Below are 24,360 nucleotides of genomic sequence, written 5' to 3'. Positions count from 1 at the left end.
CACTAGGCGGGTTTTTTGTGTGTTTCAGATGACGTTTGCACCACCTGAAACTAATTAGTGGTGCCCAGAGACGGAATCGAACCGCCGACACGGGGATTTTCAATCCCCTGCTCTACCGACTGAGCTATCTGGGCAACGGGGCGCATTAAACTGGTTTTTCAGGGGGTCGTCAAGCAAGTTTTCAAAAAATATTTAATTATTACCGTCGCTTACGGGCCAACCCCCACATTTGATCAATTATTCAGCAGGTGGAACGTAGCCGTCGGCCTTGGCGTAATCTTCGCCGGAAAAGAACTTGTCCATCTCGCCCTGAAGGTATTTACGGTCTTCGGCGTTCATCATGTTCAGACGTTTTTCGTTGATCAGCAGGGTCTGGTGCTTTTGCCAGTCGGCCCAAGCTTTGGCGGAGACGTTGTCGAAGATGTCCTGGCCCTTGGCGCCGGGAAACGGGGCGCGTTCCAGGGCGGGCAATTCTTCGTGGTACTTGCGGCAGATGATGGTGCGGGTCATGACGGAACTCCTGCGTTCAATACTTCAGCCGCGCGCTTCAGCAGTTTCTTTACCGGAGCGGCAAGGCCCAGGCGCGGCGGGGTGGCGAGGTTATACCAGAGCCAGTCAGCCTCGGCCACGTGGTGGGCAGACTCCTGGACCTGGACCAGCCAGGGTTCGATAGCCAGTTGGAAGTGGCTGAAGGTGTGAATCAGACTCGGCAGTTCCTGGTGCTTGCCCAGCGCCAGCGAGTGCTGGTTGGCCAGGTGTTCCAGGTCTGCCAGGTCATCCAGCTCCGGCAAACTCCACAACCCGCCCCACAGGCCCGTGGAAGGGCGGCGGTAAAGCAGAATCGCGCCCTCGCCATTGGCCAGCAGCGGCATCAGCGTGCGCTTCTGGGGCACGGTCTTGCGCGGCTTGGGGATCGGGTAGCGGGTTTCCAGGCCGAGCATGTGGGCTTCGCAGCCCTTTTCCAGCGGGCACAGCAGGCAACTGGGTTTGCTGCGGGTGCAGAGGGTGGCGCCCATGTCCATCATCGCCTGGGTGTAGGCGTTGACGCGGTCATGGGGCGTAAAGCGCTCTGCGGTGGCCCACAGCTGTTTGGCGACCTTCGGCTCGCCCGGGTAACCCTCTTGCGCGGTAAAACGCGCCAGCACGCGTTTGACGTTGCCGTCGAGGATCGGCGCCCGCAGGCCCATGCTCAGGCTGGCAATCGCACCGGCGGTGGACAGGCCGATGCCCGGCAGTTCGGTGAGCTTTTCGACGTCACGGGGAAACTCGCCGCCGTATTCGGCAACGACGATCTTCGCGGTCTTTTGCAGGTTGCGCGCCCGGGTGTAGTAACCCAGCCCGGTCCAGAGGTGCAGCACTTCGTCTTCCGGTGCGGCGGCCAGGGCTTCGACCGTTGGCAATGACGCCATGAACCGATCGAAGTAGTTCAGCACGGTACTGACCTGGGTCTGCTGCAACATGATCTCCGAGACCCACACCCGGTAAGGCGTGATGCCCTGTTGCCAGGGCAGGTCATGGCGACCGTGGCGGTCGTACCAGTCAAGCACCGCCGTTGAAAACTGCTCGTTTCTCATCGTTTGAACAGGCCTTTCAAAGCGTCTTTCAACTGTGGATTTACCTTGTCGAGCTTCTGTTCAAGTTTCTCGCTGAGCTTGTTGCCCGCCGCCTTGATCGCGACCTGGCTCAAGCCGTCCTTGTCCAGGCGGCACGCCTTGGCGCCCAGTTCCAGCGGGCCACGGCAGCGCAGCGGGACTTCGATGTTCTGGAAGTTGGAGCCCACTTGGCAAGCCGGGTCCGGCACTTCGCGCTGGTCACCTTCAACGATGATACCGACGCGGTAGTCCATGCCCAGAACGCGCAGGTCGACGTCACCGTCGCCGTTGACGGTCAGGCCCGGGATGCGCACTTTCAGGTCGGGGTTGCTGGCCACGCCGTTGCGGAAGGTCAGGTTGCCCTTGAGCTCCTGGAACGGGGTGTCCTTGCCGCGTTGGTCGCCGCTGAGGGTTTTGCGGTTGAGCAGGGCGATGCCGGTGCACAGCTGTTGCTCAAGGTTGGCGTTGAGCAGAACGCCATTGTTGATCGCGAAGCTGGCAGTGCCGTTGAGGCTGTCGATCAGGGCTTTCTGGCTATTGCCGCGGCCAGTGAGGTTGCTGTCAAGGGTGAGCTGGCCTTTCACCGGCGGGTTCTGCCCCTGGGCTTGCAGGATGCGTTCGATCGGCACTTGCTTGATGCGGGTTTGCAGCGCCAGCAGCGGGATGTCCTGGCGCACGTCAAGGTTGCCGTTGGCCTGGAAGGTGCCGTTGTAGAGGCCACCACTCAGGGTATCGAGCTTGAGCTGACCATCGAGGCCGGAGGCTTTCAGGGCGGCGTTCTGAATCGGCAAATGGCTCAGGGTCAATTGGCCGAAGGACAGGTCGGCGTTCACGTCCAGGGTGCGCAGGCGGGTCAACGGCAGCAACTTGTCGGTGCTCCATGCGGCCTTGGTCGGTGCATCCGGCAGCGGTGTGGTGCCGCCGGCCGCCATGGCGCCGGCTTCGCTGTTCTGTACTTCAGCCTGGCGCGCGGCTGCGGCGCCTTTGGCGGCTTCGGACTTGGCCGGCAAGTAGTTGTCGGCGTTGAAGGTGTCGGCCTTGAGCTGCACTCGCAGGGACTGCTTGGCGAAATCATCCACGGCCACGCGCCCGGTAAAGGTGCTGTCGTCGAGTTTCAGGTTGAGGTCTTCAAGCGCCAGGCTGGTCGGGGTGCCCTTGAGGCGGCTGACCAGTTCGACCTTGCTCAGGCTGCCTGCAGCCATCGGCGGCAGTGGATTGCCGACGCTGTCGAGGAATTTGGCCAGGTCAAACTGGGCAATCGACAGGGCGCCGCTGAGTTGCGGGGTCTTGTCCAGGTCGTTGGCCTTCAGCTCGCCCAGGGCGCGCAGTTGGTTCAGCGACAGCTTCATGTTGGTCCATTCGGCAATGTTGGCGGACTGGTCCAGCAGCAATTGGCCTTGGGTCGAAAAGCTCACAGTCTTGCCTTGCAGCGGCTCGCCGGTGGCTTCACCGGTGATTTTCATGTCTTCGAACTGGTAGCGCTTGAGGGCGCGCTGAATGCGCAAGTTGCCGTTGACCTCGGTCTTGACGCGCATCAGCGGCTGGTTGGTGCCGAAGAATGCGGTGAGTTTCACCGGGATGCTTGCACCTTCGTGCACGGCGCCGGCGCTCAACTGGATGCTTTCGGCGCTGAACTGCTTGCCGGTCTGCTCGTCGTTGTATTCGACGCGGGCGTTGTTGATGGTCAGGCTGTCGATGTCCAGGCGGATCGGCTGCGGCGGCTTTTCAGGCTTGGGCGGCGTGGCCGCTTCAGTGACGGCGGGTACTGTGGCGGGAGTGCCCGCGTCGGGCACATTCTTGCCGATGTCTTCCCAGTTGCCGTGGCCATGCACGTCTTTGTTCAGGCGCAGGTTCAAGCCTTCGACACGCACATCGCTCATCTGCACTTCACGGCGCAGCAGCGGCAGGACGCGCACCGACAAGCCGAGCATCTGCAGATCGGCAAACGGTTGGGTCGGGTTGGTCAGGGTCGCAACGCTGGCCTCGTGCAGTTCAAGACCGAGCCAGGGGAACAGGCTCCACCCGATGTCGCCATTGAGCGTCAGCTCGATGTGGGCCTTGTCGCGGGCAATCTGGCGAATCTCGTCTTTGTAGTCGTTGGGATCGAAGAGATGGGTCAGGGCAAAGCCTAGAGCCACAATGATCAGCAACAGCCCGAGAAGTACCAGACCCAGGATTTTGCCGAACGCTTTCATGGGCGAGTCCTTGTATGTCGATTTTAAAATTTAGCCGCAGAGTATAACGCCCGAAGGCTTACGTCAGTTCGCGGATAGTTACATTGTATCCACGGTCGGAAAAACGGGTTTTTGGCGTCAAAAAAGACAGATAACCTGGAAAAGGTGATGGCAGTTTGGTTTTTCTGTCATCCACAGATGCTAATCTCTGCATGTTCGTCCGCCTTCTGCGGCTAAACGTCGCGCCAAAATGGAGCTTTACTCAAAAAAACGGCCACGCCTTGCGTGTAAGGCCGAGGGAGAGAGCGCCCGACGGACACATACTAATAACTGGGGGAAACACCAATGAGCACTAGCACTGCGGCGGGTAATACTGCTGCACAGCCTGCGTTCCTTTCCAAGGAACGCATTATCGCCAAGCCCGGGTTCAACCGTTGGCTGGTACCACCGGCCGCCCTGGCCATTCACCTTTGCATCGGCATGGCTTACGGCTTCTCGGTGTTCTGGTTGCCGTTGTCCAAGGCGCTGGGTATCACCGCACCGGTCGCCTGTGCGCCGGACATGAGCTTTATCAGTCAGGTCTTCTCGTCGCAATGCGACTGGCCCATCTCCATGCTGGGCTGGATCTACACCCTGTTCTTCATCTTCCTGGGTTGCTCGGCAGCGATCTGGGGCGGCTGGCTGGAACATGCCGGGCCACGTAAAGCCGGTGTCGTGTCGGCTTTGTGCTGGTGCGGCGGCCTGCTGATCTCCGCATTGGGGATCTATACCCACCAGATCTGGCTGATGTGGATCGGCTCCGGGGTCATCGGCGGTATCGGCTTGGGCCTGGGCTATATCTCGCCGGTCTCGACTTTGATCAAGTGGTTCCCGGACAAGCGCGGCATGGCTACCGGCATGGCGATCATGGGCTTCGGCGGCGGCGCGATGGTTGGCGCCCCGTTGGCAGCCGCCCTGATGGGCCACTTCGCCTCGCCAACCAGCGTTGGCGTGTGGCAGAGCTTCGTGGTCATGGCCGTGATCTACTTCGTGTTCATGATCGGCGGCGCCTTGTCCTACCGCGTTCCGCCCACCGGCTGGAAGCCTGAGGGCTGGACTGCCCCGGCGAAAAAAGCCAGCAACGCGATGATTACCCACCGTCACGTGCACGTGAACGTGGCCTGGAAAACCCCGCAATTCCGCCTGGTGTGGCTGGTGCTGTGCCTGAACGTGTCTGCCGGTATCGGCATCCTCGGCATGGCTTCGCCGCTGCTGCAGGAAGTGTTCGGCGGCAAGTTGCTGGGTAACGGCCTGACGTTTGGCCAACTGGATGCCGGTCAACTGGCTTCCATCGCGGCCATCGCAGCCGGCTTTACCGGGCTGTTGAGCCTGTTCAACATCGGTGGCCGGTTCTTCTGGGCGTCGTTCTCCGACTACCTGGGCCGTAAAAACACTTACTTCGTGTTTTTCGCATTGGGCTTTGCCCTGTACGCGTTGATTCCTAACCTGGGTCACCTGGGCAACGTCGCGCTGTTCGTGGCTGCGTTCTGCATCATCCTGTCGATGTACGGCGGTGGTTTTGCGACCGTACCGGCTTACCTGGCAGACCTGTTCGGTACGCAAATGGTGGGTGCGATCCACGGTCGTCTGCTGACGGCGTGGGCAGCGGCGGGCGTATTGGGCCCGGTGCTGGTGAACTACCTGCGTGAGTACCAGTTGAGCATTGGCGTTGAACGCGCTGCCGCTTACGACATCACCTTGTACATCCTCGCCGGCCTGCTGGTGCTGGGCTTTATCTGCAACCTGCTGGTACGGCCGGTGGCAGACAAGTACTTCATGACCGACGCCGAACTGGCTGCCGAACAGGCGCTGGGCCACGACAAGGGCGCCGATTCCAGCACCGTGCTGGAATGGAAAGCCTCCTCCGGCAGTGTGCCATTGGCGGTTGCCGCCTGGCTGGTGGTGGGTATTCCGTTGGCGTGGGGCGTGTGGGTCACCCTGCAGAAAACCGCAGTACTGTTCCACTAACACCGCGTAAACCTTGTGGGAGCGGGCTTGTGTGGGAGCGGGCTTGCTCGCGAAGGCGATGGATCAGTCAGCACATGTATTGGCTGACCCACCGCATTCGCGAGCAAGCCCGCTCCCACGCAAAGCTGCTCCCACACTTGTACTGACATGTCTATCCTCGACACTCCATCAGTCTTATCCCCTCCGATGTTTCTGTTTAGCGCCCGCGCCCCTATAATGGCTGCCTTTTTCGCCCAATGATTTTGCGGAGCTGGTGATGGCCGAACGTAAGGCGTCCGTCGAGCGCGACACTCTGGAAACCCAGATCAAAGCCTCGATTAACCTGGATGGCACCGGAAAGGCCCGATTTGATATCGGTGTACCTTTTCTTGAGCACATGCTGGACCAGATCGCCCGTCACGGGCTGATCGACCTGGATATCGTCAGCAAGGGCGACCTGCATATCGACGACCACCACACGGTGGAAGACGTCGGTATCACGTTGGGCCAGGCTTTTGCCAAAGCCATCGGCGACAAGAAAGGCATCCGTCGCTACGGCCACGCCTATGTCCCGCTGGATGAAGCGCTGTCGCGTGTGGTCATCGACTTCTCCGGCCGCCCAGGCCTGCAGATGCACGTGCCCTACACCCGCGCCACCGTGGGCGGCTTCGACGTTGACCTGTTCCAGGAATTCTTCCAGGGCTTCGTCAACCACGCGCTGGTCAGCCTGCACATCGACAACCTGCGTGGCACCAACACTCACCACCAGATCGAGACCGTGTTCAAGGCCTTCGGTCGCGCCCTGCGCATGGCCGTAGAGCTGGATGACCGCATGGCTGGGCAAATGCCGTCGACCAAGGGCGTCCTGTAATGCAGACGGTCGCGGTTATCGATTACGGCATGGGTAACCTGCACTCGGTGGCCAAGGCCCTTGAGCACGTAGGCGCCGGCAAGGTACTGATCACCAGCGATGCCGACGTGATTCGCGAAGCCGACCGGGTGGTTTTCCCGGGGGTTGGCGCGATTCGCGACTGCATGGCCGAGATTCGCCGCCTGGGCTTCGACAGCCTGGTGCGTGAAGTCAGCCAGGACCGGCCGTTCCTCGGCATCTGCGTGGGCATGCAAGCCTTGCTCGACAGCAGTGAAGAGAACGCCGGCGTCGACTGCATCGGCCTGTTCCCGGGCCAGGTGAAGTTTTTCGGCAAGGATTTGCACGAAGACGGCGAACACCTGAAAGTCCCGCACATGGGCTGGAACGAAGTGCGCCAGACCGTGGATCACCCGCTGTGGCACAACGTGCCGGACCTGGCGCGTTTCTACTTCGTGCACAGCTACTACATCGCCGCCGGTAACCCGCGCCAGGTGGTGGGTGGCGGTCACTATGGCGTCGACTTCGCCGCGGCCCTGGCCGACGGCTCGCGCTTTGCCGTGCAGTTCCACCCGGAGAAGAGCCACACCCATGGCCTGCAATTGCTGCAGAACTTCGCCGCCTGGGACGGGCGCTGGTAATGGCCAAGAAGGTCAAACCGCCGATCTTGAACCTCACTCCCCAGCAGGAGAGTGAGGCCACCGACAAGATCAAGCGTTTCATGGAAGACCGCTTCGAGCTCAAGCTCGGCTCGTTCGAGGTCGCAGAAATCCTCGAACTGTTCACCACTGAAATTGCTCCGCACTATTACAACAGGGCGATTTTCGATGTGCAGACGCACCTTAAAGAAAGGTTCGAAAGCATCGAAAGCGACTTGTGGGCGCTCGAGAAACCCTGATTTCCCGAGCAACGCTGAATATCGAATAAGGTTTGCCAGATGCTGATTATTCCCGCTATCGATCTCAAGGACGGCGCCTGCGTACGTCTGCGCCAGGGCCGCATGGAAGATTCCACGGTGTTCTCCGATGACCCGGTGAGCATGGCTGCCAAGTGGGTGGAAGGCGGCTGCCGTCGTCTGCATCTGGTGGACTTGAACGGTGCCTTCGAAGGCCAGCCGGTCAACGGCGAAGTGGTGACGGCGATCGCCAAGCGCTACCCGAACCTGCCGATCCAGATCGGCGGCGGTATACGCTCCCTGGAAACCATCGAGCACTACGTGAAAGCGGGGGTGAGCTACGTGATCATCGGTACCAAGGCCGTGAAAGATCCGGCTTTCGTTGCCGAAGCCTGCCGCGCGTTCCCGGGCAAGGTGATCGTGGGTCTGGACGCTAAAGACGGTTTCGTCGCCACCGACGGCTGGGCTGAAATCAGCACCATCCAGGTGATCGACCTGGCGAAGCAGTTTGAAGCCGACGGCGTCTCCGCCATCGTTTATACCGACATCGCCAAAGACGGCATGATGCAGGGCTGCAACGTACCGTTCACCGCTGCGCTGGCCGCTGCTACCAAGATTCCGGTGATCGCTTCCGGCGGCATCCACAACCTGGGCGACATCAAGTCGCTGCTGGACGCGAAGGCGCCAGGGATCATCGGCGCCATCACCGGCCGGGCGATCTATGAAGGCACCCTGGACGTCGCTGAAGCCCAGGCTTACTGCGACGCCTACAACGGCTGAGGACTGACCATGGCGCTGGCCAAACGCATCATCCCTTGCCTGGACGTCGACAACGGTCGCGTGGTCAAGGGCGTCAAGTTCGAGAACATCCGTGACGCCGGCGACCCGGTGGAAATCGCCCGTCGCTACGACGAACAGGGTGCTGACGAGATTACCTTTCTCGACATCACCGCCAGCGTCGATGGTCGCGACACCACCCTGCATACCGTCGAGCGCATGGCCAGCCAGGTGTTTATCCCGCTGACCGTGGGCGGTGGCGTGCGCACCGTACAGGACATTCGCAACCTGCTGAATGCCGGCGCGGACAAGGTCTCGATCAACACCGCCGCCGTGTTCAACCCGGAATTTGTCGGCGAAGCTGCGCAGCACTTCGGCTCTCAATGCATCGTCGTCGCCATCGACGCCAAGAAAGTCTCCGGCCCGGGCGAAACTCCGCGCTGGGAGATTTTCACCCACGGCGGACGCAAGCCTACCGGGTTGGATGCCGTGGAGTGGGCGATGAAGATGGAAGCCCTGGGCGCCGGTGAAATCCTGCTGACCAGCATGGACCAGGACGGCATGAAAAACGGCTTCGACCTGGGCGTGACCCGTGCCATCAGCGACGCGCTGGGCATCCCGGTAATCGCTTCCGGCGGCGTCGGCAACCTGCAGCACCTGGCTGACGGCGTGATCGAAGGCCATGCCAGTGCAGTGTTGGCGGCGAGTATTTTCCACTTTGGCGAATACACCGTTCCCGAGGCCAAGGCCTACATGGCGGCACGCGGTATCGTCGTTCGCTAAACGTCACTGGACACCATGGCAGGCTCGCGGCACTCTCTGGGCTTGCCATGGATTCCGGTAACTTTCATGTTCAGAGACCTGCTGCTCGCCCTCGCCAGTACCACCGTTCTATTGACGGGTTCGGCCCACGCCGATGAGCCGTCCGACGGCGCTTCCCTGGTGCTGCTGACGGAAAACTTCCCGCCCTACAATATGGCGAAAAACGGCAAGAATTTCGCCAAGGAAGAGAACATCGAAGGTATTGCCGTGGACATCGTCCGCGAGACCTTCAAGCGTGCCGGCATCTCCTACAACCTGACCCTGCGCTTCCCTTGGGAGCGAATCTACAAACTCGCCCTGGAAAAACCCGGCTATGGCGTGTTCGTGATGGCACGTCTGCCGGACCGTGAGGCGCTGTTCAAATGGGTCGGCCCCATCGGCCCGGACGATTGGGTGCTGCTGGCCAAGGCCGACAGCAAGATCCAGCTGACCGACCTTGAGCACGCTCGGCGCTACAAGATCGGCGCCTATAAGGGTGATGCCATCGCCGAAAGCCTGGAAAAACAGGGCCTGAAGCCGGTGATCGTGCTGCGGGATCAAGACAACGCGCAAAAATTGATCGATGGCCAGATCGACCTGTGGGCCACCGGCGACCCGGCGGGCCGTTACCTGGCGCGCCAGGTCGGGGTGACCGGGCTCAAGACCGTGCTGCGTTTCAACAGTGCCGAGCTGTACCTGGCGCTGAACAAGAACGTGCCGGACGAGACGGTGGCCAAGCTTCAGGCAGCCTTGGATCAGTTACGGCAGGAGGGTGTCGTCGATGAAATCATGGGGCGTTATCTCTAGGTTGGGCTCGGCCTGGGTTGGTTCCACGGCCTGCTCGACTGGCGGCTCGCCAATGCGCTCCGGCTCGGAGGCGGGATACTCGCTCACGTATACGTTTTCGCCGTTGGTATAGGTGACGGTGCCGGTCACCTGGCTGCCATCTTCACGCAACAAGCGATATTCACTCTGAATGATGTAGCCCGCGACGGCTTTGTTGGCCGGGATATAGCTGATGATTTCCAGAGTCGATAAATCTCCCCAGCCCTTCGCCGAACGCTGGCAATGGGTGAATTCCTGGTTCAGGTGCGCGGAGAAGCTCAATTCGAATGCGCGGTTATCCGACGGCCATTCACTGCATAGCTCAATGCTGGTGGTCGCGGTGAGGGCCCTTGACTGCCTCCCGGTCTCGCCCTTGGTGGCGGTCCACATGAATGGTTGGCTGGTGGCCGTTTGGTTGTGTCCAAAGCCGACGAACAAGTAATGATCAATCCTTTCCAGTCGATACATCGGGCAGGTTTGCAATTGTTCGATGGGGCTCAGGTCCGGGTCTTTCACCGCAAACCAGGGGAGTTGGCACACCTGAGGTTGTTCCAGTGTGTGCAGTGCCGCAGGTGGCGCGTACCCGGAGAGCGGCGGCGGCTCAGGCAACTCCTTCAGATCGGCGGTCAACGGCAGGCGCAACGAATAGCTGGCGGTGGTCGGTTTGGCATAGCTGGCGGTACCGATAAACGTGCCGGGGGCCAGGTTGATTTCACCAGGGGCTGCGTCGGCTGGCGTGATGCCCCAGGCACTGAAGTCCATTGGCGCACCACTGCCTTTGTCGGTCCAGATCAATTGCCCGGTCCGCGCGGCCATGACCAGATCCTCCCGCACACAGCGCACCGCATTGCGCGACGGTTTGTCGTAGCCCACGCCGCACACCAGCCCCATGGATACATAGCCTTCAGGTGGCAATGGGCGCCAGAGGGAAAAGTCGGTGCGCGCACCCGAGCCGGCATCTTTCCACACCAGCTCGAACTCATCGGGTGAGCGAAGTGCGGTGCCGCCGGCCTTGTTCGCGTCGCTGACGACGGCGACGACTTTCTGCTGGTTGATATTGCGATAACCTTCGACCGCGATGTCACCCAGCGAGAAAAACTGGCTCAACGGGTCGGCTGAAGTGGCCGGCCGCCAAAAGCTTATGGACTTGTAAACTCCCGATCCCCGGTCATTCCACAGAGGGATGAATTCGGACGTGAAATTGATAAGCAGGTCTTTGTATTGCAGTGCGTTCATGAGGAGACTCTCCAGTTGATCCAGGGATCCACTATCGGAGAGCCTGCCGGGTGATGGGCAGTAGCTATGTAGCGCTAGCGATAGGTGCCGTTTTTACCGTGGCCGGCCATGGCCTGGTTACTGCGCACGCTGATCATCAACTTGATATCGATCCACTCGACGCCCTGGGCCTTGAGCTTGGGCAGCTCCCGTTCCAGCACCGCCAGCGTTTGTGGATAAGGATGGCCGATCATCACCGCAGAACCCTGTTTGTGGGCCAGCTTGATTGCGGTCTGCAATTGAGTGGTGATGGCCGCTTCGGTGCGTTCGTCATCGAGGAACACGTCCCGCGAGACGCTGGCCAAACCAATCTTCTGCGCCTCGGCGGCGGCGACGGTTTTAGCGCTGGTGCGGCTGTCGACGAAGAACTTGTGGCGCCGTTGCAACTCACCCATCAGCCAGGCCATCGCCTCCGGTTGGGCGGTCATGCGGCTGCCCATGTGGTTGTTGATGCCGGCGGTGTAGGGCACAGCCTTGAAAGCTGCGTCCAGGCGTTTGCCCAACTCTTCGATGGGTAGCTCGGGGTGCCAGGCAAAGGGGCCGGTGGCCGGGTCCATAGGCATGTGCAAGATGACGATCTTGCCCGCCTTATGGGCTTCGCGGGCGAATTCGGCGGCGTGGGGTGTGTCGGGCATGATCGCCGTGGTCACCGGGCCGGGCAGCGCGAGCACGCGACGATCCCGGGGCAGGTTTTGCCCAAGGTCGTCGATGATCAGGGTCAGGTAGGCTTTGTGTTCAGCGGGGGCTGCACTGGCGGGGKTGCCGTGGGCAACTCCCGCCAGACAGCACAGCAACGCGATGATCAGTCCACAACGCATATCAACGGCTGCGCGTAATGCTCAAGCCCTTGAGCAGGCTCAGCGCCTGGGCCAGTTGATAATCGTCGTCCTGCGGCATCGGCTTGGCTTTAGAGCCGCTGCCGGTTGGCTGGTCGGCGCCGCCGTTACCATTGCCCAGGTGGCCCTGCAAGTCGGCTTCCTTGTAGAACTCGCTGTCGGCTTCGTTGGTGATCTTGGCCTTGCGCACTTCGATGTCCGGCACGATGCCCTGGGCCTGGATCGAGCGACCATTCGGCGTGTAGTACAGCGCCGTGGTGATCTTCAGGGCGCGCTCGTTGTTCAGCGGCAGCACGGTTTGCACCGAGCCTTTGCCGAAGCTGGTGGTGCCCATCAGCACACCGCGTTTCTGGTCTTGCAGGGCGCCGGCGACGATTTCCGAAGCCGAGGCGCTGCCGCCGTTGATCAGCACAACCATCGGCACGCCTTCGCTGAGGTCGTTGCCGGTGGCCGAGAAGCGCAGTTCGGAGTTGGCAATACGGCCCTTGGTGTAGACGATCAGGCCCTTGGTGATGAAGTGGTCGACCACTTCCACCGCCGCCTGCAACACGCCGCCTGGGTTGTTGCGCAGGTCGAGCACGATGCCGCTGAGTTTCTTGCCGTTGTCTTTACGCAGCTTGGCCAAAGCCTTGGCGACTTCATCGCCGGTCTTAACCTGGAACTGGGTGATACGGATGTAGCCGTAGCCCGACTCCAGCAGTTGGGCCTTCACGCTCTTGACGGTAATGGTGGCGCGCGCCAGGGTCACGTCAAACGGGTTGCCGCCGTCGCGTACCAGGGTCAGGGTGATTTTCTGGCCGAGCTTGCCGCGCATCTTGTCGACGGCTTCGGTCATGGTCTGGCCGCGGGTCGGCTGGCCGTTGATCTTGACGATCAGGTCGCCCGCCTGGATCCCGGCCTTGGAAGCTGGCGTGTCATCGATCGGCGAGACCACTTTGATCTGGCCGTCTTCGGCGCCGACTTCAATGCCCAGGCCACCGAATTCACCACTGGTGCTTTCCTGCAGCTCGGCGAAATCTTCCGGGCCCAGGTAGGCAGAGTGCGGGTCAAGGTTGCTGAGCATGCCCTTGATGGCATTTTCCAGCAGGGTCTTGTCGTCTACAGGTTCGACATAGGCCGCCTTGATCCGGTCCATGACCTCGGCGAAGGTGCGCAACTCGTCCAGCGGCAGCGGGGCCTTGGTGGTCGCGGCCGTGGCTGACTGGGCGGTCTGGTCGGCGAATGCCAAAGGCGCGCCGATCACCAGGGCGATCGTCAGGGCCAGCGATGTGAGGCGGGACAAATGCAGCATGTCGAACGAACTCCTAATGTAGATGCGACCCTTATCCTTGGGTACGGCACCATTGTGCCGGGTCGCTCGGGCGGCCCTGCTGACGAATAGCGAAGTACAGCGCCGGAGTGTCCTGGCCACCACTGTTACCGACAGTGGAGATGGATTCACCGGCTTTTACAACATCACCTGCCGCTTTAAGCAAAGTTTGATTGTGGCCGTAAAGGCTCAAATAGCCATTACCGTGGTCAAGAATCACCAACAAACCTGCGCCACGCAGCCAATCGGCGAACACCACACGGCCGCCGTGAATGGCGTGGACCTGGGTGCCGGCACCGGCACTGATCATCACACCGTCCCACTTGGCGCGGGTGTCATCGCCGCGGGTTTCACCAAAGCGTGCCAGTAATCGACCATCAACTGGCCATGGAAGTTTGCCCCGAGCTGAAGCAAAAGGTCCGCCAAACGATTCGCCGGAGCTGGAAACCAATGGGCCAGGCGCTGCACGCGCCGGTTTACGCGGGGCCGGGGCATCAGTGGCGACTGCCTCGGCGGCCTCACGCTCGCGCTTTTTTTCGGCTTCCTGCTGGGCCAGCAGCGCTTTTTGCCGCGCTTGCTCTGCCTCACGGGCCTGGCGCGCCAGGGTTTCCTCGATGGTTTTCAGGACTTTGCCCAGGTCGGCCTGATCCTGCTCGCGGGCCTGGAGCTTGGCGTCACGGGCCTTCACGTCGTCATTCAGCTTGGCCAGCGCTTGCTGGCGCTCCTTGCGAACCTTGTCCAGCTCGTCGCGCTGGCTGTCGAGGGCGGTTTTCTGGTCGAGCAACTGCGATTGCTGGTTGGCAATTTCTGTTTCGACGTTGGCCAACTGGCGCAGGGTCTCGTTGAAGCTTTTCAGTTGCTCCAGGCGGGCCTTGCTCAGGTAGTCGTAATAGGTGAGGGTGCGGGCGAATTTTTCCGGGTTCTGCTGGTTGAGCAGCAGCTTGAGATATTCCTGGCGGCCGTTCTGGTAGGCGGCGCGGGCCTGGATCGCGATCAGGCGTTGCTGTTCAACGCGGGCGCTCTGGAGTTTTTTTTTCTCAGCGTCGAGTCGCTCCAGTTCCGACTCGCTCTTCTTTAATTCTTTTTGCAGCTCCTGGACCTGCTTCTCCAGCTTGCCCATCTCGGTTTCCGTGCCGCGCAGGTCTTTCTGCACACCGGATTTCTCTTCCTGGAGCTTGCCGAGCAGCTTCTTGAGCTCGGTAATGTCCTGACGCGTAGCGTCCAACTGTTGTTGGGTTTGTGCGCGCTCATCGGCAAACGCCGGTTGAAGCAGGCAGACAAGAGCAAGGGTAATCAAGGCGCGAAGCATAGAGGCGGGCGACACCAGGGAAAGGGACGGCCTAGTATGCCCGCCAAGCGCTGCAAAAAAAACGCCTCAAAGCCAACTGCTTTGAGGCGTTCGTCATAAAAAGCCATTTCGGGCGATTTAATCGGACGGTTTTGCTATTAAACCAATATCGAAGTGCCAGTCATCTCTTTCGGCTTCTCCAGCCCCATCAGCATCAGCATGGTCGGCGCCACGTCGGCCAGTACACCGCCGTCACGCACTTTCAGGTCGCGTTTGCCGACGTAGATAAACGGCACCGGCTCGGTGGTATGGGCTGTGTGGGCCTGGCCGGTGGATTCGTCGGACATTTGCTCGCAGTTGCCGTGGTCGGCGGTGATCAACGCTTCGCCGCCTACCTTGTCCAGGGCGTCGACAATGCGGCCGACGCACAGGTCCAGGCATTCCACGGCTTTTACCGCCGCTTCGAGGTTGCCGCTGTGGCCCACCATGTCGCCGTTGGCGTAGTTGACCACGATCACGTCGTAACGCTGGTGTTCGATGGCGTCGACGATCTTGTCCGTGACTTCCGGGGCACTCATCTCCGGCTGCAGGTCGTAGGTAGCGACTTTCGGCGACGGGATCAGGATGCGCTCTTCGCCCGGGAACGGTTCTTCACGACCGCCGGAGAAGAAGAAGGTCACGTGGGCGTATTTCTCGGTTTCGGCAATGCGCAGCTGGGTCTTGCCGTTTTTCGCCAGGTAGTCGCCCAGCACGTTTTCCAGGCTGCCCGGGGCGAATGCCGACGGGGCCGGGATGTTGGCGGCGTATTGGGTCAACATCACGAATTCGACTTTCGGCTGGCGGGCGCGCTGGAAGTCCTTGAAACCGTCATCGACAAACACATGGCTCAGCTCGCGGGCACGGTCGGCGCGGAAGTTCATGAACACCAGGGCGTCGCCGTCTTCGACTTTTACCGGTTCACCGATGGTGGTGGCCTTGACGAATTCGTCGCTCTCGCCACGGGCATAGGCGGCTTCCAGGCCTTCCTGGGCGGTGGCGGCGTTGAATTCGGCCTGGCCGTCGACGATCAGGTTGTAGGCCTGGGCTACGCGGTCCCAGCGGTTGTCACGGTCCATCGCGAAGTAACGGCCGACCAGGCTGGCGATGCGGCCCTTGCCGAGGGTCTTGAAGGTTTCGTCCAGCAGTTCGATGGAGGACTGGGCGCTTTTCGGCGGGGTGTCGCGACCGTCAAGGAAGGCGTGCAGGTAGATTTTTTCGGCGCCGCGCTTGAAGGCCAGTTCGGCCATGGCGATCAGGTGGTCCTGGTGGCTGTGGACGCCGCCGTCGGACAGCAGGCCCATGAAGTGCACGGCCTTGCCGGCCTTGACTGCTTTATCCACCGCCGCGCAGATGGTCGGGTTCTCGAAAAACTCGCCGTCGCGGATCGATTTGGTCACGCGGGTGAAGTCTTGATATACCACTCGTCCGGCACCAAGGTTCATGTGGCCGACTTCCGAGTTGCCCATTTGGCCATCCGGCAGGCCAACGTCCATGCCCGAGCCCGAGATAAGGCCGTTCGGTACGGTAGCGCTCAGACGGTCCAGTACTGGCTTCTTGGCCGAGTACACAGCGTTGTCGTGGTGGCTTTCACTGTGTCCGAAGCCATCGAGAATTATCAGGACCAAAGGTTTAGGCGTAGTAGTCATAGATCCTCTCGCGGCGGTAATGAATGAAGGCAATTGAAAAGGGAGTGGCAGTTTAAAGCGAAGTTCCGACCACGTCACCGCTTTACGGGGGTTGGCCGACCATGACGGCTGTGTATACTTACCGCCATTTTAACGCCCTGGAACCTCCTTGATGGTTGATCACCTGATTGCATTTGCCACTACCCACTATTTGCTCGCTGGTGCGTTCGTCGTACTGCTGGCGCTGCTGATCGCTCATGAAATGAGCCGCGGTGGCCGCAGCCTCAGCACGTCCGAGCTGACCGCCCTGGTCAACAAGGATGAGGCTGTAGTGGTGGACATTCGTCCCGCCAAGGATTTCGCCGCCGGTCACATTGTCGGCGCGCTGAACATTCCCCAGGACAAGCTGATTTCGCGCCTGGCCGAGCTGGAAAAGTACAAGGGCAAGACCATCATCCTGGTCGACGCCCAAGGCCAGCACTCCGGCACCCACGCCCGCGAGATGCTGAAAACCGGCTTCAACGCCGCCAAACTGTCGGGTGGCATTTCCAGCTGGCGTGGCGACAACCTGCCGCTGGTGAAGTGACATGAGCCAGGTTGTCGTTTATTCCAGCGATTATTGCCCTTATTGCATGCGGGCCAAGGCCCTGCTTGAGAAAAAGGGCATTGCCTTCGAAGAGATCAAGGTTGATGGCAAGCCCCAGGTGCGCGCCGAGATGACCAAGAAAGCGGGACGCACGTCCGTGCCGCAGATCTGGATCGGTGACAAGCATGTCGGTGGATGCGATGACCTGTTCGCACTCGAGCGCGCCGGTAAACTGGATGCGCTGCTTCACGTCTGACTCCTAACCCCTAAAAGACCCCAAGATCACGAAGGATCTGCGATGACTGACCAACAGAACACCGAAGCGGCAGCAGAAGAAGCTCAAGGCCCACAATTTTCCCTGCAGCGTATCTACGTGCGTGACTTGTCGTTCGAGGCGCCGAAAAGCCCGGCCATCTTCCGTCAGGAATGGACCCCGAGCGTTGCGCTGGACCTGAACACCCGTCAAAAGGCTCTGGAAGGCGACTTCCACGAGGTCGTGCTGACCTTGTCGGTTACCGTCAAGAACGGCGAAGAAGTAGCCTTCATCGCTGAAGTGCAACAGGCTGGTATCTTCCTGATCCAGGGCCTGGACGAAGCGTCCATGAGCCACACCCTGGGCGCGTTCTGCCCGAACATCCTGTTCCCGTATGCCCGTGAGACTCTGGACAGCCTGGTCACCCGTGGCTCGTTCCCGGCGCTGATGCTGGCTCCCGTGAACTTCGATGCCCTGTATGCGCAAGAGCTGCAGCGCATGCAACAGGAAGGTTCGCCAACGGTTCAGTAAGCTGTTGCTGCATAAAAAAGCGCCATAACAGGCGCTTTTTTATTGGGCGAGCCCCCTGTAGGAGCGAGCTTGCTCGCGAAAAACCTGAGAGCGCTGTGTCCATTCAGGATGCCCGCGTCATCGTTAACGTTTTTCGCGAGCAAGCCCGCTCCCACATTGGTTATGTGCGCTATTTGAAACCGAGTTGGCGCCAGCCCTCATACACGGCGACGGCCACGGTGTTGGACAGGTTCAGGCTGCGACAGCCTTCGCGCATCGGCAGGCGCAGGCGGTGGCCTTCGGGCAGGGCGTCGAGGACGTCCGCCGGCAGGCCGCGGCTTTCCGGGCCGAACAGGAAGGCGTCGCCTTCGGCAAAGCTGGCATCATGGAACGGCCGCGAGCCCTTGGTGGTAAACGCGAACAACCGCGGGTGGTTCAGGCTTTCCAGGCAACTGGCGAGGTCCGCGTGGCGTTGCAGGGTGGCGTACTCGTGGTAGTCCAGCCCGGCGCGGCGCAGGCGCTTGTCGTCCATATCGAAACCCAAGGGCTCGATCAAATGCAGGTGGCAGCCACTGTTGGCGCACAGCCTGATAACGTTGCCGGTATTCGGCGGAATTTCTGGTTGAAAAAGGATGACGTGAAACATGCACGGCTCCGAAGGCAAAGATGCGCTGCATTCTACCCCTGAAGAAGACCCCAGGCCGAAGCTATTGCCACGGGTTTTAGGCTCGTTGGCAATTGTCGGCTTGATGGTGGGCCTGATGATCGGCCGGCTGACCACGCCAGACCCGGTCGAGCTGCAGCAGGTAGAGCCTGCCACCGATGGCCTGGTGGTGTGGTTCAACAGCGAGCCCAAGCTGCACGGCGAGCATATCGACGGCACGGTGGCGCTGCTGTTCGACGCGCTGGGCAAGGCTCAGGGCGGGCAATTGAAGGTCAACGACAAGGATGTGAACTGGCGCATCCGCAAGACCGATGGCGGTTTGCTGCTGAACCTGGTGGCGGCTCGGCCGTTGCGTGGGGCGTGGTCGGGGGAGAAGGTCGAGGGGCGCTGGCGGGTGGAGATCCATCTCCAGGAGCAATAAAAGAGGGAATCCCCGGCCTGCCTGTACCGAGGTTCCCGAAACGGGTGTGGGGCGCGACGCGATCCGCATCAAGCACCCCGGGTGTAAAGAGGGGATTCTCGGCCTGCCTGTACCAAGGTCCCCGAAACTGGGTAGTAACAGGGTTATTGCAGGGCGCGTGCCAGAATTGCAAAGTTGTGCCAAGAAATTTCTTCAGAAAGCGCAAAGCCCCGGAATACGGGGCTTTGGCGTTTTCAGCTTTTAATATTTTTTTAACAAGGCATGTGTTTCAGGGGTCGGATAAGTGCGCGATGCCGGTTCGTGGTGCATTGAAGCGGTGCACGGTGCTGAAACTTTGTGGAGGTCCAAATGTGGGAGCGGGCTTGCTCGCGAAGGCGGTGTGCCAGTCAACATATCCAGTGACTGATACACCGCCTTCGCGAGCAAGCCCGCTCCCACATGGGTTTTTCGGTGGTTGTGAGAAGGCAATCAGCCCTCATCACCTTCGTCATCATCCCCACCATCGACCTTCATCCCCAACTCCTTGATCTTGCGCGTCAGGGTGTTACGGCCCCAGCCCAGCAGCACGGCGGCATCGCGACGACGGCCGGCGGTATGCTTGAGAGCGGTTTCGATCATGATCCGCTCGAAAGCCGGCACAGCGCTGTCCAGCAGGTTCGACTGGCCACGTGCCAGAGCCTGGTCGGCCCACTGGCGCAGTGCCTGCTCCCAGTTGGTCACCGGTGCCGAATCCTGCGGGAGGCTCAGCAGCTCAGGCGGCAGGTCGCTGATATGCACTTCGCGCCCGGACGCCATCACCGTGATCCAGCGGCAGGTGTTCTCCAACTGACGCACGTTGCCCGGCCATGGCAGGTTCTTCAGGTATTCCTCGGTCTCGCTTTTCAGCAGCTTCGGCTCGACGGCCAGCTCCTGGGCGGCACGGCTGAGGAAGTGACGGGCCAGGGTCGGGATGTCTTCGCGGCGGTCCGACATCCGTGGGATGTGGATGCGGATCACGTTCAGGCGGTGGAACAAATCTTCACGGAATTTCCCGGCATGCACCAGCGTTTCCAGGTTCTGGTGGGTCGCCGCGATGATGCGTACGTCGACCTTGACCGGCGTGTGCCCGCCTACCCGGTAAAACTCGCCGTCGGCCAGTACCCGCAGCAAGCGGGTCTGGGTGTCGGCCGGCATGTCGCCGATTTCATCGAGGAACAACGTGCCGCCATCGGCCTGTTCAAAACGGCCACGGCGCAGGTTGGCCGCGCCAGTGAACGCGCCTTTTTCGTGGCCGAACAGTTCCGATTCCATCAAGTCTTTCGGAATCGCCGCCATGTTCAATGCAATGAACGGCGACGCCGCCCGTGGGCTGTGACGGTGCAGGGCGTGGGCCACCAGCTCTTTACCGGTACCCGACTCGCCGTTGATCAGCACGGTGATGTTCGAGTGGCTCAAGCGTCCGATGGCGCGAAACACTTCCTGCATCGCCGGCGCTTCGCCGATGATTTCCGGGGTTCGGGTCAGGGCAGGCGGGGCTTCCTGGTTCTGTTGTTCCTGGGCGTGCTGGTTGGCGCGTTTTACCAACGCCACCGCTTCGTCCACGTCGAACGGTTTTGGCAGGTATTCAAAGGCGCCGCCCTGATAGGACGCGACAGCGCTGTCCAGGTCCGAGTGCGCGGTCATGATGATCACCGGCAGGCGCGGGTGCTGCTCGCGAATCCGCGCCAGCAGGTCCAGGCCACTGGCGCCGGGCATGCGGATGTCGGAGATGATCACGTCGGGCTGCTGGCGAGCCAGGCGGCTCATCACCCCGTCGGCGCTGTCGAAGCTCTGGGTGGTCATGCCTTCCTGTTGCAAGGCTTTCTCCAGGACCCAGCGGATAGAACGGTCGTCATCGACGATCCAGACAGTTTCACTACGGCTCATGTCGATGGGGCTCCTTGTTCCAGTGGCAGAAAGATCGAGAAGGTGGTGTGGCCGGGATGGCTCTCACATTCGATCAAGCCCTGGTGCTGGCTGATGATGTTCTGGGTAATGGCCAAGCCGAGTCCGGTACCGTCCGGGCGGCCGCTGACCATTGGGAAAAAGATGGTTTCCTGCAGCTCGGCAGGGATGCCCGGCCCGTTGTCGATGATCTCGACCTTGGTCACCAGGCGATGGCGCACGTGGCCGATGGTGAACTGGCGCAAGGCGCGGGTGCGCAGGCTGATGCGGCCCAGGCGCAGTTCGTTCTGGCTGCTGATGGCCTGCATCGCGTTGCGCACGATATTGAGCACCGCCTGGATCATCTGCTCGCGGTCGATCAATACGTCGGGAATGCTTGGGTCGTAGTCGCGCACCAAGGTGATGCAGCCCTGGCTTTCGGCCTCCACCAGTTGGCAAACCCGCTCCAATACTTCGTGGACGTTGGTCATCGCCAGCGACGGCAGCTTGTTGGAGCCGAGCATGCGGTCTACCAGGTTACGCAGGCGGTCGGCTTCCTCGATGATGACGTTGGTGTAGTCCTTGAGGTTCTCGTCCGGCAGCTCTCGGGCCAGCAACTGTGCGGCGCCGCGAATCCCGCCCAGCGGGTTCTTGATCTCATGGGCCAGGCCGCGCACCAGCATCTTGCTGGTTTCCTGCTTGGACAATTGCGCCTCTTCCTTGGTGATGCGCAGCAGGCGATCCCGGGGGTGCACCTCCAGCAGCAGCAGGGTCGCGCCGTGACTCAGGATCGGCGTTACCGCGTAATCGACGGTCAGGGTCTGGCCGGTGAGGGCGGTGAGCATCGCTTCGCGCTTGGTGAACGGGTGCGCCTGCTCCACGGCCTGGCGCAATGAGCTCAAGGCCTCGGCCGACTCAGTGAACAGCTCACTGATGAATTGCCCATGGCTGCGCTGTCCGCTGATGGCCAGCAGCATTTCCGCCGCCGGGTTCATGTACTCAAGGCGCAGTTCGTCATTGAGCAGAATGGTCGCGGTGGTCAGGTTGTCGAGTAGCAGGCGGTGCAGGGCGTCGCTGATGGTCATTAGGACCTCTTTTGGAGCAAGGCGCGGCCTTGAGGCATGCGCTGATACAAGGAAAATGCAAAAAACAAACCAAAGCTCCGAAAAGAAGCGTTAAAGCCCTGAAATGGGGGGTTAAGGCGCGAAACTGTGGCGTTCTGCCAGCTTGAGCGGGAAGTTTCGAACCAAAATGGGTTGCGTAAGTGGGAAGGGTGCAGCGTATCGCACCAATATAGTGCGGTTTTGAAAAATCTGTTCAGGAAGCTGGTGGCAACGACTGATTGACTGAATGGGTCGGATCTAAATTGTGGGAGCGGGCTTGCTCGCGAAGGCGGCGTGTCAGTCATGCATATATCAACTGACACACCGCCTTCGCGAGCAAGCCCGCTCCCACATTTTGATGGGGTTCGCAATTTTAGATTTTATAGAGGCACAACTCAGCGGTGGCGCGGATCATCGCCAATTGGTGCAGCGGGTCATGTGCAGCCGTGTGATTGGCTTGGGCCAGCCATTGTGGACACTGCGGGTTGGTGCGCTCTGGGGTGAAGTCCGCCAGCTGTTGCAGCAGGCGTTTTTGCAGCAGGTCCAGTTTAGGGCGAATCTGGCCGACCAGATCCGGGCGTGGGTCATTGGGTGCCTTGCCTTGCAACTGCCAATCGGACAGGTGGGCGTACTGCACCAATTTGTTCGCTTCGATCTGGGCCGAGAAAAACTGCTCGGCCTGGGCCGGTGCCAGTTTGTAGCTCGGCGCCTGGGCGACGACGCTGGCGATCACGTCCAGCTCCCGCGCACGGTCTTCGACGGGCTTGTGGCTGTCCCATTTGCTCAGCGCCACCTGGTCGGCAATCGCCAGGCGTTCGGCGATGCTGTCGAGCAGTGGGGCGAGGGTGGGCGGCGCGGCGGATGCGCTGGCGCTGATGGCCAGCAGGATGAACCCAAGTTTGAATTTCAAGGCAGAACCCTCTTCTGTAGGAGCGAGCTTGCTCGCGAAGGTCGTTAACGATAACGCGTAAATATTGAAGAAATGCGGCGCCTTTGGATTTTTCGCGGGCAAGCCCGCTCCCACAGGGTTTTGCGGGCAAAAAAAAGACCTCCCGAAGGAGGCCTTTTTTCATCACGCCACGTTAAGCAGCGCTACCGGATCAGCAGCTGTAGTACAGCTCGTATTCCAGTGGGTGTACGAAGGTACGAACCTTGATTTCTTCTTCGCTTTTCAGGGCGATGTAGGCATCGATAAAGTCGTCGCTGAACACGCCGCCTTTGGTCAGGAACGCACGGCCCTTGTCCAGCTCTTCCAGGGCTTCTTTCAGGCTGCCGCACACTTGTGGGATCTCTTTGGCCTCTTCAGGCGGCAGGTCGTACAAGTTTTTGTCGGCGGCGTCGCCTGGGTGGATCTTGTTCTGGATACCGTCCAGGCCGGCCATGACCAGGGCAGCGAAGGCCAGGTACGGGTTGGCTGCCGGATCCGGGAAACGTGCTTCGATACGGCGAGCGCGAGGGCTGGACACGTAAGGAATACGGATCGAAGCGGAACGGTTGCGAGCCGAGTAGGCCAGCATCACTGGCGCTTCGAAACCTGGGACCAGACGCTTGTAGGAGTTGGTCGACGGGTTGGTGAAGCCGTTCAGGGCCTTACCGTGCTTGATGATGCCGCCGATGAAGTACAGGGCGGTGTCGGACAGGCCGGCATAACCTTCGCCAGCGAAGGTGTTCTTGCCATCTTTGGCGATGGACAGGTGAACGTGCATACCCGAACCGTTATCGCCGTACAGAGGCTTAGGCATGAAGGTAGCGGTACGGCCGTAGGCATCAGCCACGTTGTGTACGCAGTACTTCAGGGTCTGTACTTCGTCAGCCTTGGCAACCAGGGTGTTGAACTTCACACCGATTTCGTTCTGGCCGGCAGTCGCCACTTCGTGGTGGTGAACTTCGATGACCAGGCCCATTTCTTCCATGGCGTTGCACATGGAGGTACGGATTTCGTGGTCGTGGTCGAACGGAGGAACCGGGAAGTAGCCGCCTTTGATACCTGGACGGTGGCCTTTGTTGCCGCCTTCGATGTCCTGGTCGGACATCCATGAACCTTGTTCGGAGAAGATTTTGAACATGGAGCCAGAGATGTCGGACTTGAACTTGACCGAATCAAAGATGAAGAATTCTGGTTCCGGACCTACGAATACGGTGTCACCGATACCGGTCGACTTCAGGTATTCCTCGGCACGCTTGGCGATCGCACGTGGGTCACGGTCGTAGCCTTGCATGGTCGAAGGCTCGATCACGTCGCAGACGATGATCAGCGTTGGGTCTTCGGTGAACGGGTCGAGTACGGCGGTGCTGTCGTCCGGCATCAGGATCATGTCGGAAGCTTCGATGCCTTTCCAGCCAGCAATGGAGGAGCCGTCGAACATTTTGCCTTCTTCGAAGAAGGCGTCATCCAGCGCGTCGCGAGCCGGCATGGTCACGTGGTGCTGAGTGCCTTTTGTGTCCGTGAAGCGCAGATCAATCCATTTGACGTCATGATCTTTGATGAGTTGAACCGACTTCGACATAGTGTCCTCCGGGTGGCTTCGGGCTGGGGTAGTGGAGTAGCCCTTAGAATGTGGGTGATGCCGGCGCGAATACTCGACCAAGGCAACCTGCCTCACAAGAGAGCAAATTGCATGCCAGTGCCCC

The 24,360-nt window shown here is 60.5% G+C and carries 24 protein-coding genes and 1 tRNA gene; 11 read left to right on the top strand and 14 right to left on the bottom strand.

Going from position 1 to position 24,360, the window contains the following annotated elements; all coding sequences use genetic code 11:
• Positions 1–58: 58 nt before the first annotated feature.
• From AU074_RS32215 to AU074_RS32200, 4 genes are all read right to left on the bottom strand, one after another.
• A tRNA-Phe gene (locus AU074_RS32215) sits at positions 59–134 on the bottom strand.
• A 103-nt stretch (positions 135–237) separates the two neighbouring features.
• Positions 238–510, bottom strand: a complete 273-nt coding sequence (locus AU074_RS32210) for an oxidative damage protection protein (RefSeq protein WP_010169058.1) — start codon at positions 508–510, stop codon at positions 238–240.
• Positions 507–1,574, bottom strand: coding sequence for an A/G-specific adenine glycosylase (mutY, locus tag AU074_RS32205; protein WP_076018138.1), 1,068 nt, complete (start codon positions 1,572–1,574; stop codon positions 507–509). The genes AU074_RS32210 and mutY overlap by 4 nt, the downstream gene beginning before the upstream one ends.
• Positions 1,571–3,787 (bottom strand): AsmA family protein, encoded by a 2,217-nt coding sequence (locus AU074_RS32200; RefSeq protein ID WP_076018137.1) that lies wholly within the window; start codon positions 3,785–3,787, stop codon positions 1,571–1,573. The genes mutY and AU074_RS32200 overlap by 4 nt, the downstream gene beginning before the upstream one ends.
• A 324-nt stretch (positions 3,788–4,111) precedes the next feature.
• Here AU074_RS32200 and AU074_RS32195 point away from each other — a divergent pair, with 324 nt between their 5' ends.
• The 7 genes from AU074_RS32195 to AU074_RS32165 all read left to right on the top strand — a co-directional run bounded on the left by AU074_RS32195 (position 4,112) and on the right by AU074_RS32165 (position 9,900).
• A complete protein-coding gene (locus AU074_RS32195) occupies positions 4,112–5,773 on the top strand; it encodes an OFA family MFS transporter (protein WP_076018136.1) in 1,662 nt (553 codons plus the stop codon).
• 256 nt (positions 5,774–6,029) lie between these two features.
• On the top strand, positions 6,030–6,623 hold the full coding sequence (gene hisB, locus AU074_RS32190) for an imidazoleglycerol-phosphate dehydratase HisB (protein WP_003218037.1): 594 nt from the start codon (positions 6,030–6,032) through the stop codon (positions 6,621–6,623).
• On the top strand, positions 6,623–7,261 hold the full coding sequence (gene hisH / locus AU074_RS32185; protein WP_017478168.1) for an imidazole glycerol phosphate synthase subunit HisH: 639 nt from the start codon (positions 6,623–6,625) through the stop codon (positions 7,259–7,261). The genes hisB and hisH overlap by 1 nt, the downstream gene beginning before the upstream one ends.
• A complete protein-coding gene (locus tag AU074_RS32180) occupies positions 7,261–7,518 on the top strand; it encodes a DUF2164 domain-containing protein (RefSeq protein ID WP_003218033.1) in 258 nt (85 codons plus the stop codon). Before hisH ends, AU074_RS32180 begins: the two co-directional genes overlap by 1 nt.
• Positions 7,519–7,557: 39 nt before the next feature.
• On the top strand, positions 7,558–8,295 hold the full coding sequence (gene hisA, locus AU074_RS32175) for a 1-(5-phosphoribosyl)-5-[(5-phosphoribosylamino)methylideneamino]imidazole-4-carboxamide isomerase (protein WP_029295899.1): 738 nt from the start codon (positions 7,558–7,560) through the stop codon (positions 8,293–8,295).
• Between the two features lie 9 nt (positions 8,296–8,304).
• Positions 8,305–9,075 carry an imidazole glycerol phosphate synthase subunit HisF gene (gene hisF / locus AU074_RS32170; RefSeq protein WP_017138643.1) on the top strand — a complete coding sequence of 257 codons (771 nt, stop codon included), beginning with the start codon at positions 8,305–8,307 and terminating at the stop codon, positions 9,073–9,075.
• Between the two features lie 66 nt (positions 9,076–9,141).
• The gene (locus tag AU074_RS32165) at positions 9,142–9,900 is read left to right on the top strand and encodes an ABC transporter substrate-binding protein (RefSeq protein WP_076018135.1); all 759 of its coding nucleotides are present in this window, start codon (positions 9,142–9,144) and stop codon (positions 9,898–9,900) included.
• Here AU074_RS32165 and AU074_RS32160 read toward each other — a convergent pair.
• From AU074_RS32160 to gpmI, 5 genes are all read right to left on the bottom strand, one after another.
• Entirely contained in the window at positions 9,853–11,154 is a 1,302-nt protein-coding gene (locus tag AU074_RS32160; RefSeq protein WP_076018134.1) for a Vps62-related protein, read from the bottom strand. The two genes, AU074_RS32165 and AU074_RS32160, sit on opposite strands and share 48 nt — an antisense overlap.
• A gap of 74 nt (positions 11,155–11,228) precedes the next feature.
• On the bottom strand, positions 11,229–12,011 hold the full coding sequence (locus AU074_RS32155) for a divergent polysaccharide deacetylase family protein (RefSeq protein WP_076018133.1): 783 nt from the start codon (positions 12,009–12,011) through the stop codon (positions 11,229–11,231).
• Between the two features lies 1 nt (position 12,012).
• The gene (locus AU074_RS32150) at positions 12,013–13,320 is read right to left on the bottom strand and encodes a S41 family peptidase (RefSeq protein ID WP_076018132.1); all 1,308 of its coding nucleotides are present in this window, start codon (positions 13,318–13,320) and stop codon (positions 12,013–12,015) included.
• A gap of 31 nt (positions 13,321–13,351) precedes the next feature.
• Positions 13,352–14,647 carry a murein hydrolase activator EnvC gene (locus AU074_RS32145; protein ID WP_076018131.1) on the bottom strand — a complete coding sequence of 432 codons (1,296 nt, stop codon included), beginning with the start codon at positions 14,645–14,647 and terminating at the stop codon, positions 13,352–13,354.
• Positions 14,648–14,784: 137 nt separating this feature from the next.
• Positions 14,785–16,311 (bottom strand): 2,3-bisphosphoglycerate-independent phosphoglycerate mutase, encoded by a 1,527-nt coding sequence (gene gpmI, locus AU074_RS32140; protein ID WP_076018130.1) that lies wholly within the window; start codon positions 16,309–16,311, stop codon positions 14,785–14,787.
• Between the two features lie 151 nt (positions 16,312–16,462).
• Here gpmI and AU074_RS32135 point away from each other — a divergent pair, with 151 nt between their 5' ends.
• The 3 genes from AU074_RS32135 to secB are packed head-to-tail and all read left to right on the top strand — an operon-like array spanning position 16,463 to position 17,660.
• Positions 16,463–16,876, top strand: coding sequence for a rhodanese-like domain-containing protein (locus tag AU074_RS32135; protein ID WP_076018129.1), 414 nt, complete (start codon positions 16,463–16,465; stop codon positions 16,874–16,876).
• Between the two features lies 1 nt (position 16,877).
• Entirely contained in the window at positions 16,878–17,132 is a 255-nt protein-coding gene (gene grxC, locus AU074_RS32130) for a glutaredoxin 3 (RefSeq protein ID WP_010169095.1), read from the top strand.
• Positions 17,133–17,174: 42 nt separating this feature from the next.
• Positions 17,175–17,660: a protein-export chaperone SecB gene (gene secB / locus AU074_RS32125; protein ID WP_003218009.1), complete on the top strand. Its 486-nt coding sequence runs from the start codon at positions 17,175–17,177 to the stop codon at positions 17,658–17,660.
• A 169-nt stretch (positions 17,661–17,829) separates the two neighbouring features.
• On the opposite strand, the gene AU074_RS32120 is transcribed toward secB, so the two are convergent.
• Positions 17,830–18,285 (bottom strand): tRNA (cytidine(34)-2'-O)-methyltransferase, encoded by a 456-nt coding sequence (locus AU074_RS32120; protein WP_076018128.1) that lies wholly within the window; start codon positions 18,283–18,285, stop codon positions 17,830–17,832.
• Between AU074_RS32120 and AU074_RS32115 the strand changes: the two genes are divergently transcribed.
• Positions 18,284–18,724 (top strand): hypothetical protein, encoded by a 441-nt coding sequence (locus AU074_RS32115; protein ID WP_076018127.1) that lies wholly within the window; start codon positions 18,284–18,286, stop codon positions 18,722–18,724. The genes AU074_RS32120 and AU074_RS32115 overlap by 2 nt on opposite strands.
• 468 nt (positions 18,725–19,192) lie before the next feature.
• Here the strand turns inward: AU074_RS32115 and ntrC are convergent, their stop codons facing one another.
• The 4 genes from ntrC to glnA form a co-directional block, all read right to left on the bottom strand.
• Positions 19,193–20,629 (bottom strand): nitrogen regulation protein NR(I), encoded by a 1,437-nt coding sequence (gene ntrC / locus AU074_RS32110; RefSeq protein WP_003218003.1) that lies wholly within the window; start codon positions 20,627–20,629, stop codon positions 19,193–19,195.
• Entirely contained in the window at positions 20,626–21,711 is a 1,086-nt protein-coding gene (glnL, locus tag AU074_RS32105) for a nitrogen regulation protein NR(II) (protein ID WP_003218001.1), read from the bottom strand. Before glnL ends, ntrC begins: the two co-directional genes overlap by 4 nt.
• 391 nt (positions 21,712–22,102) lie before the next feature.
• Complete coding sequence (locus AU074_RS32100; protein WP_076018126.1) at positions 22,103–22,639, bottom strand: chorismate mutase; 537 nt, start codon at positions 22,637–22,639, stop codon at positions 22,103–22,105.
• 190 nt (positions 22,640–22,829) lie between these two features.
• The gene (gene glnA, locus AU074_RS32095) at positions 22,830–24,236 is read right to left on the bottom strand and encodes a glutamate--ammonia ligase (protein ID WP_076018125.1); all 1,407 of its coding nucleotides are present in this window, start codon (positions 24,234–24,236) and stop codon (positions 22,830–22,832) included.
• Positions 24,237–24,360: the final 124 nt, after the last annotated feature.

This window comes from Pseudomonas sp. ATCC PTA-122608 (assembly GCF_001952855.1).
Taxonomy (GTDB): Bacteria; Pseudomonadota; Gammaproteobacteria; order Pseudomonadales; family Pseudomonadaceae; genus Aquipseudomonas.
Note: the sequence above shows the minus strand (reverse complement) of the source record. Positions and strands in the feature narration are given on the sequence as shown.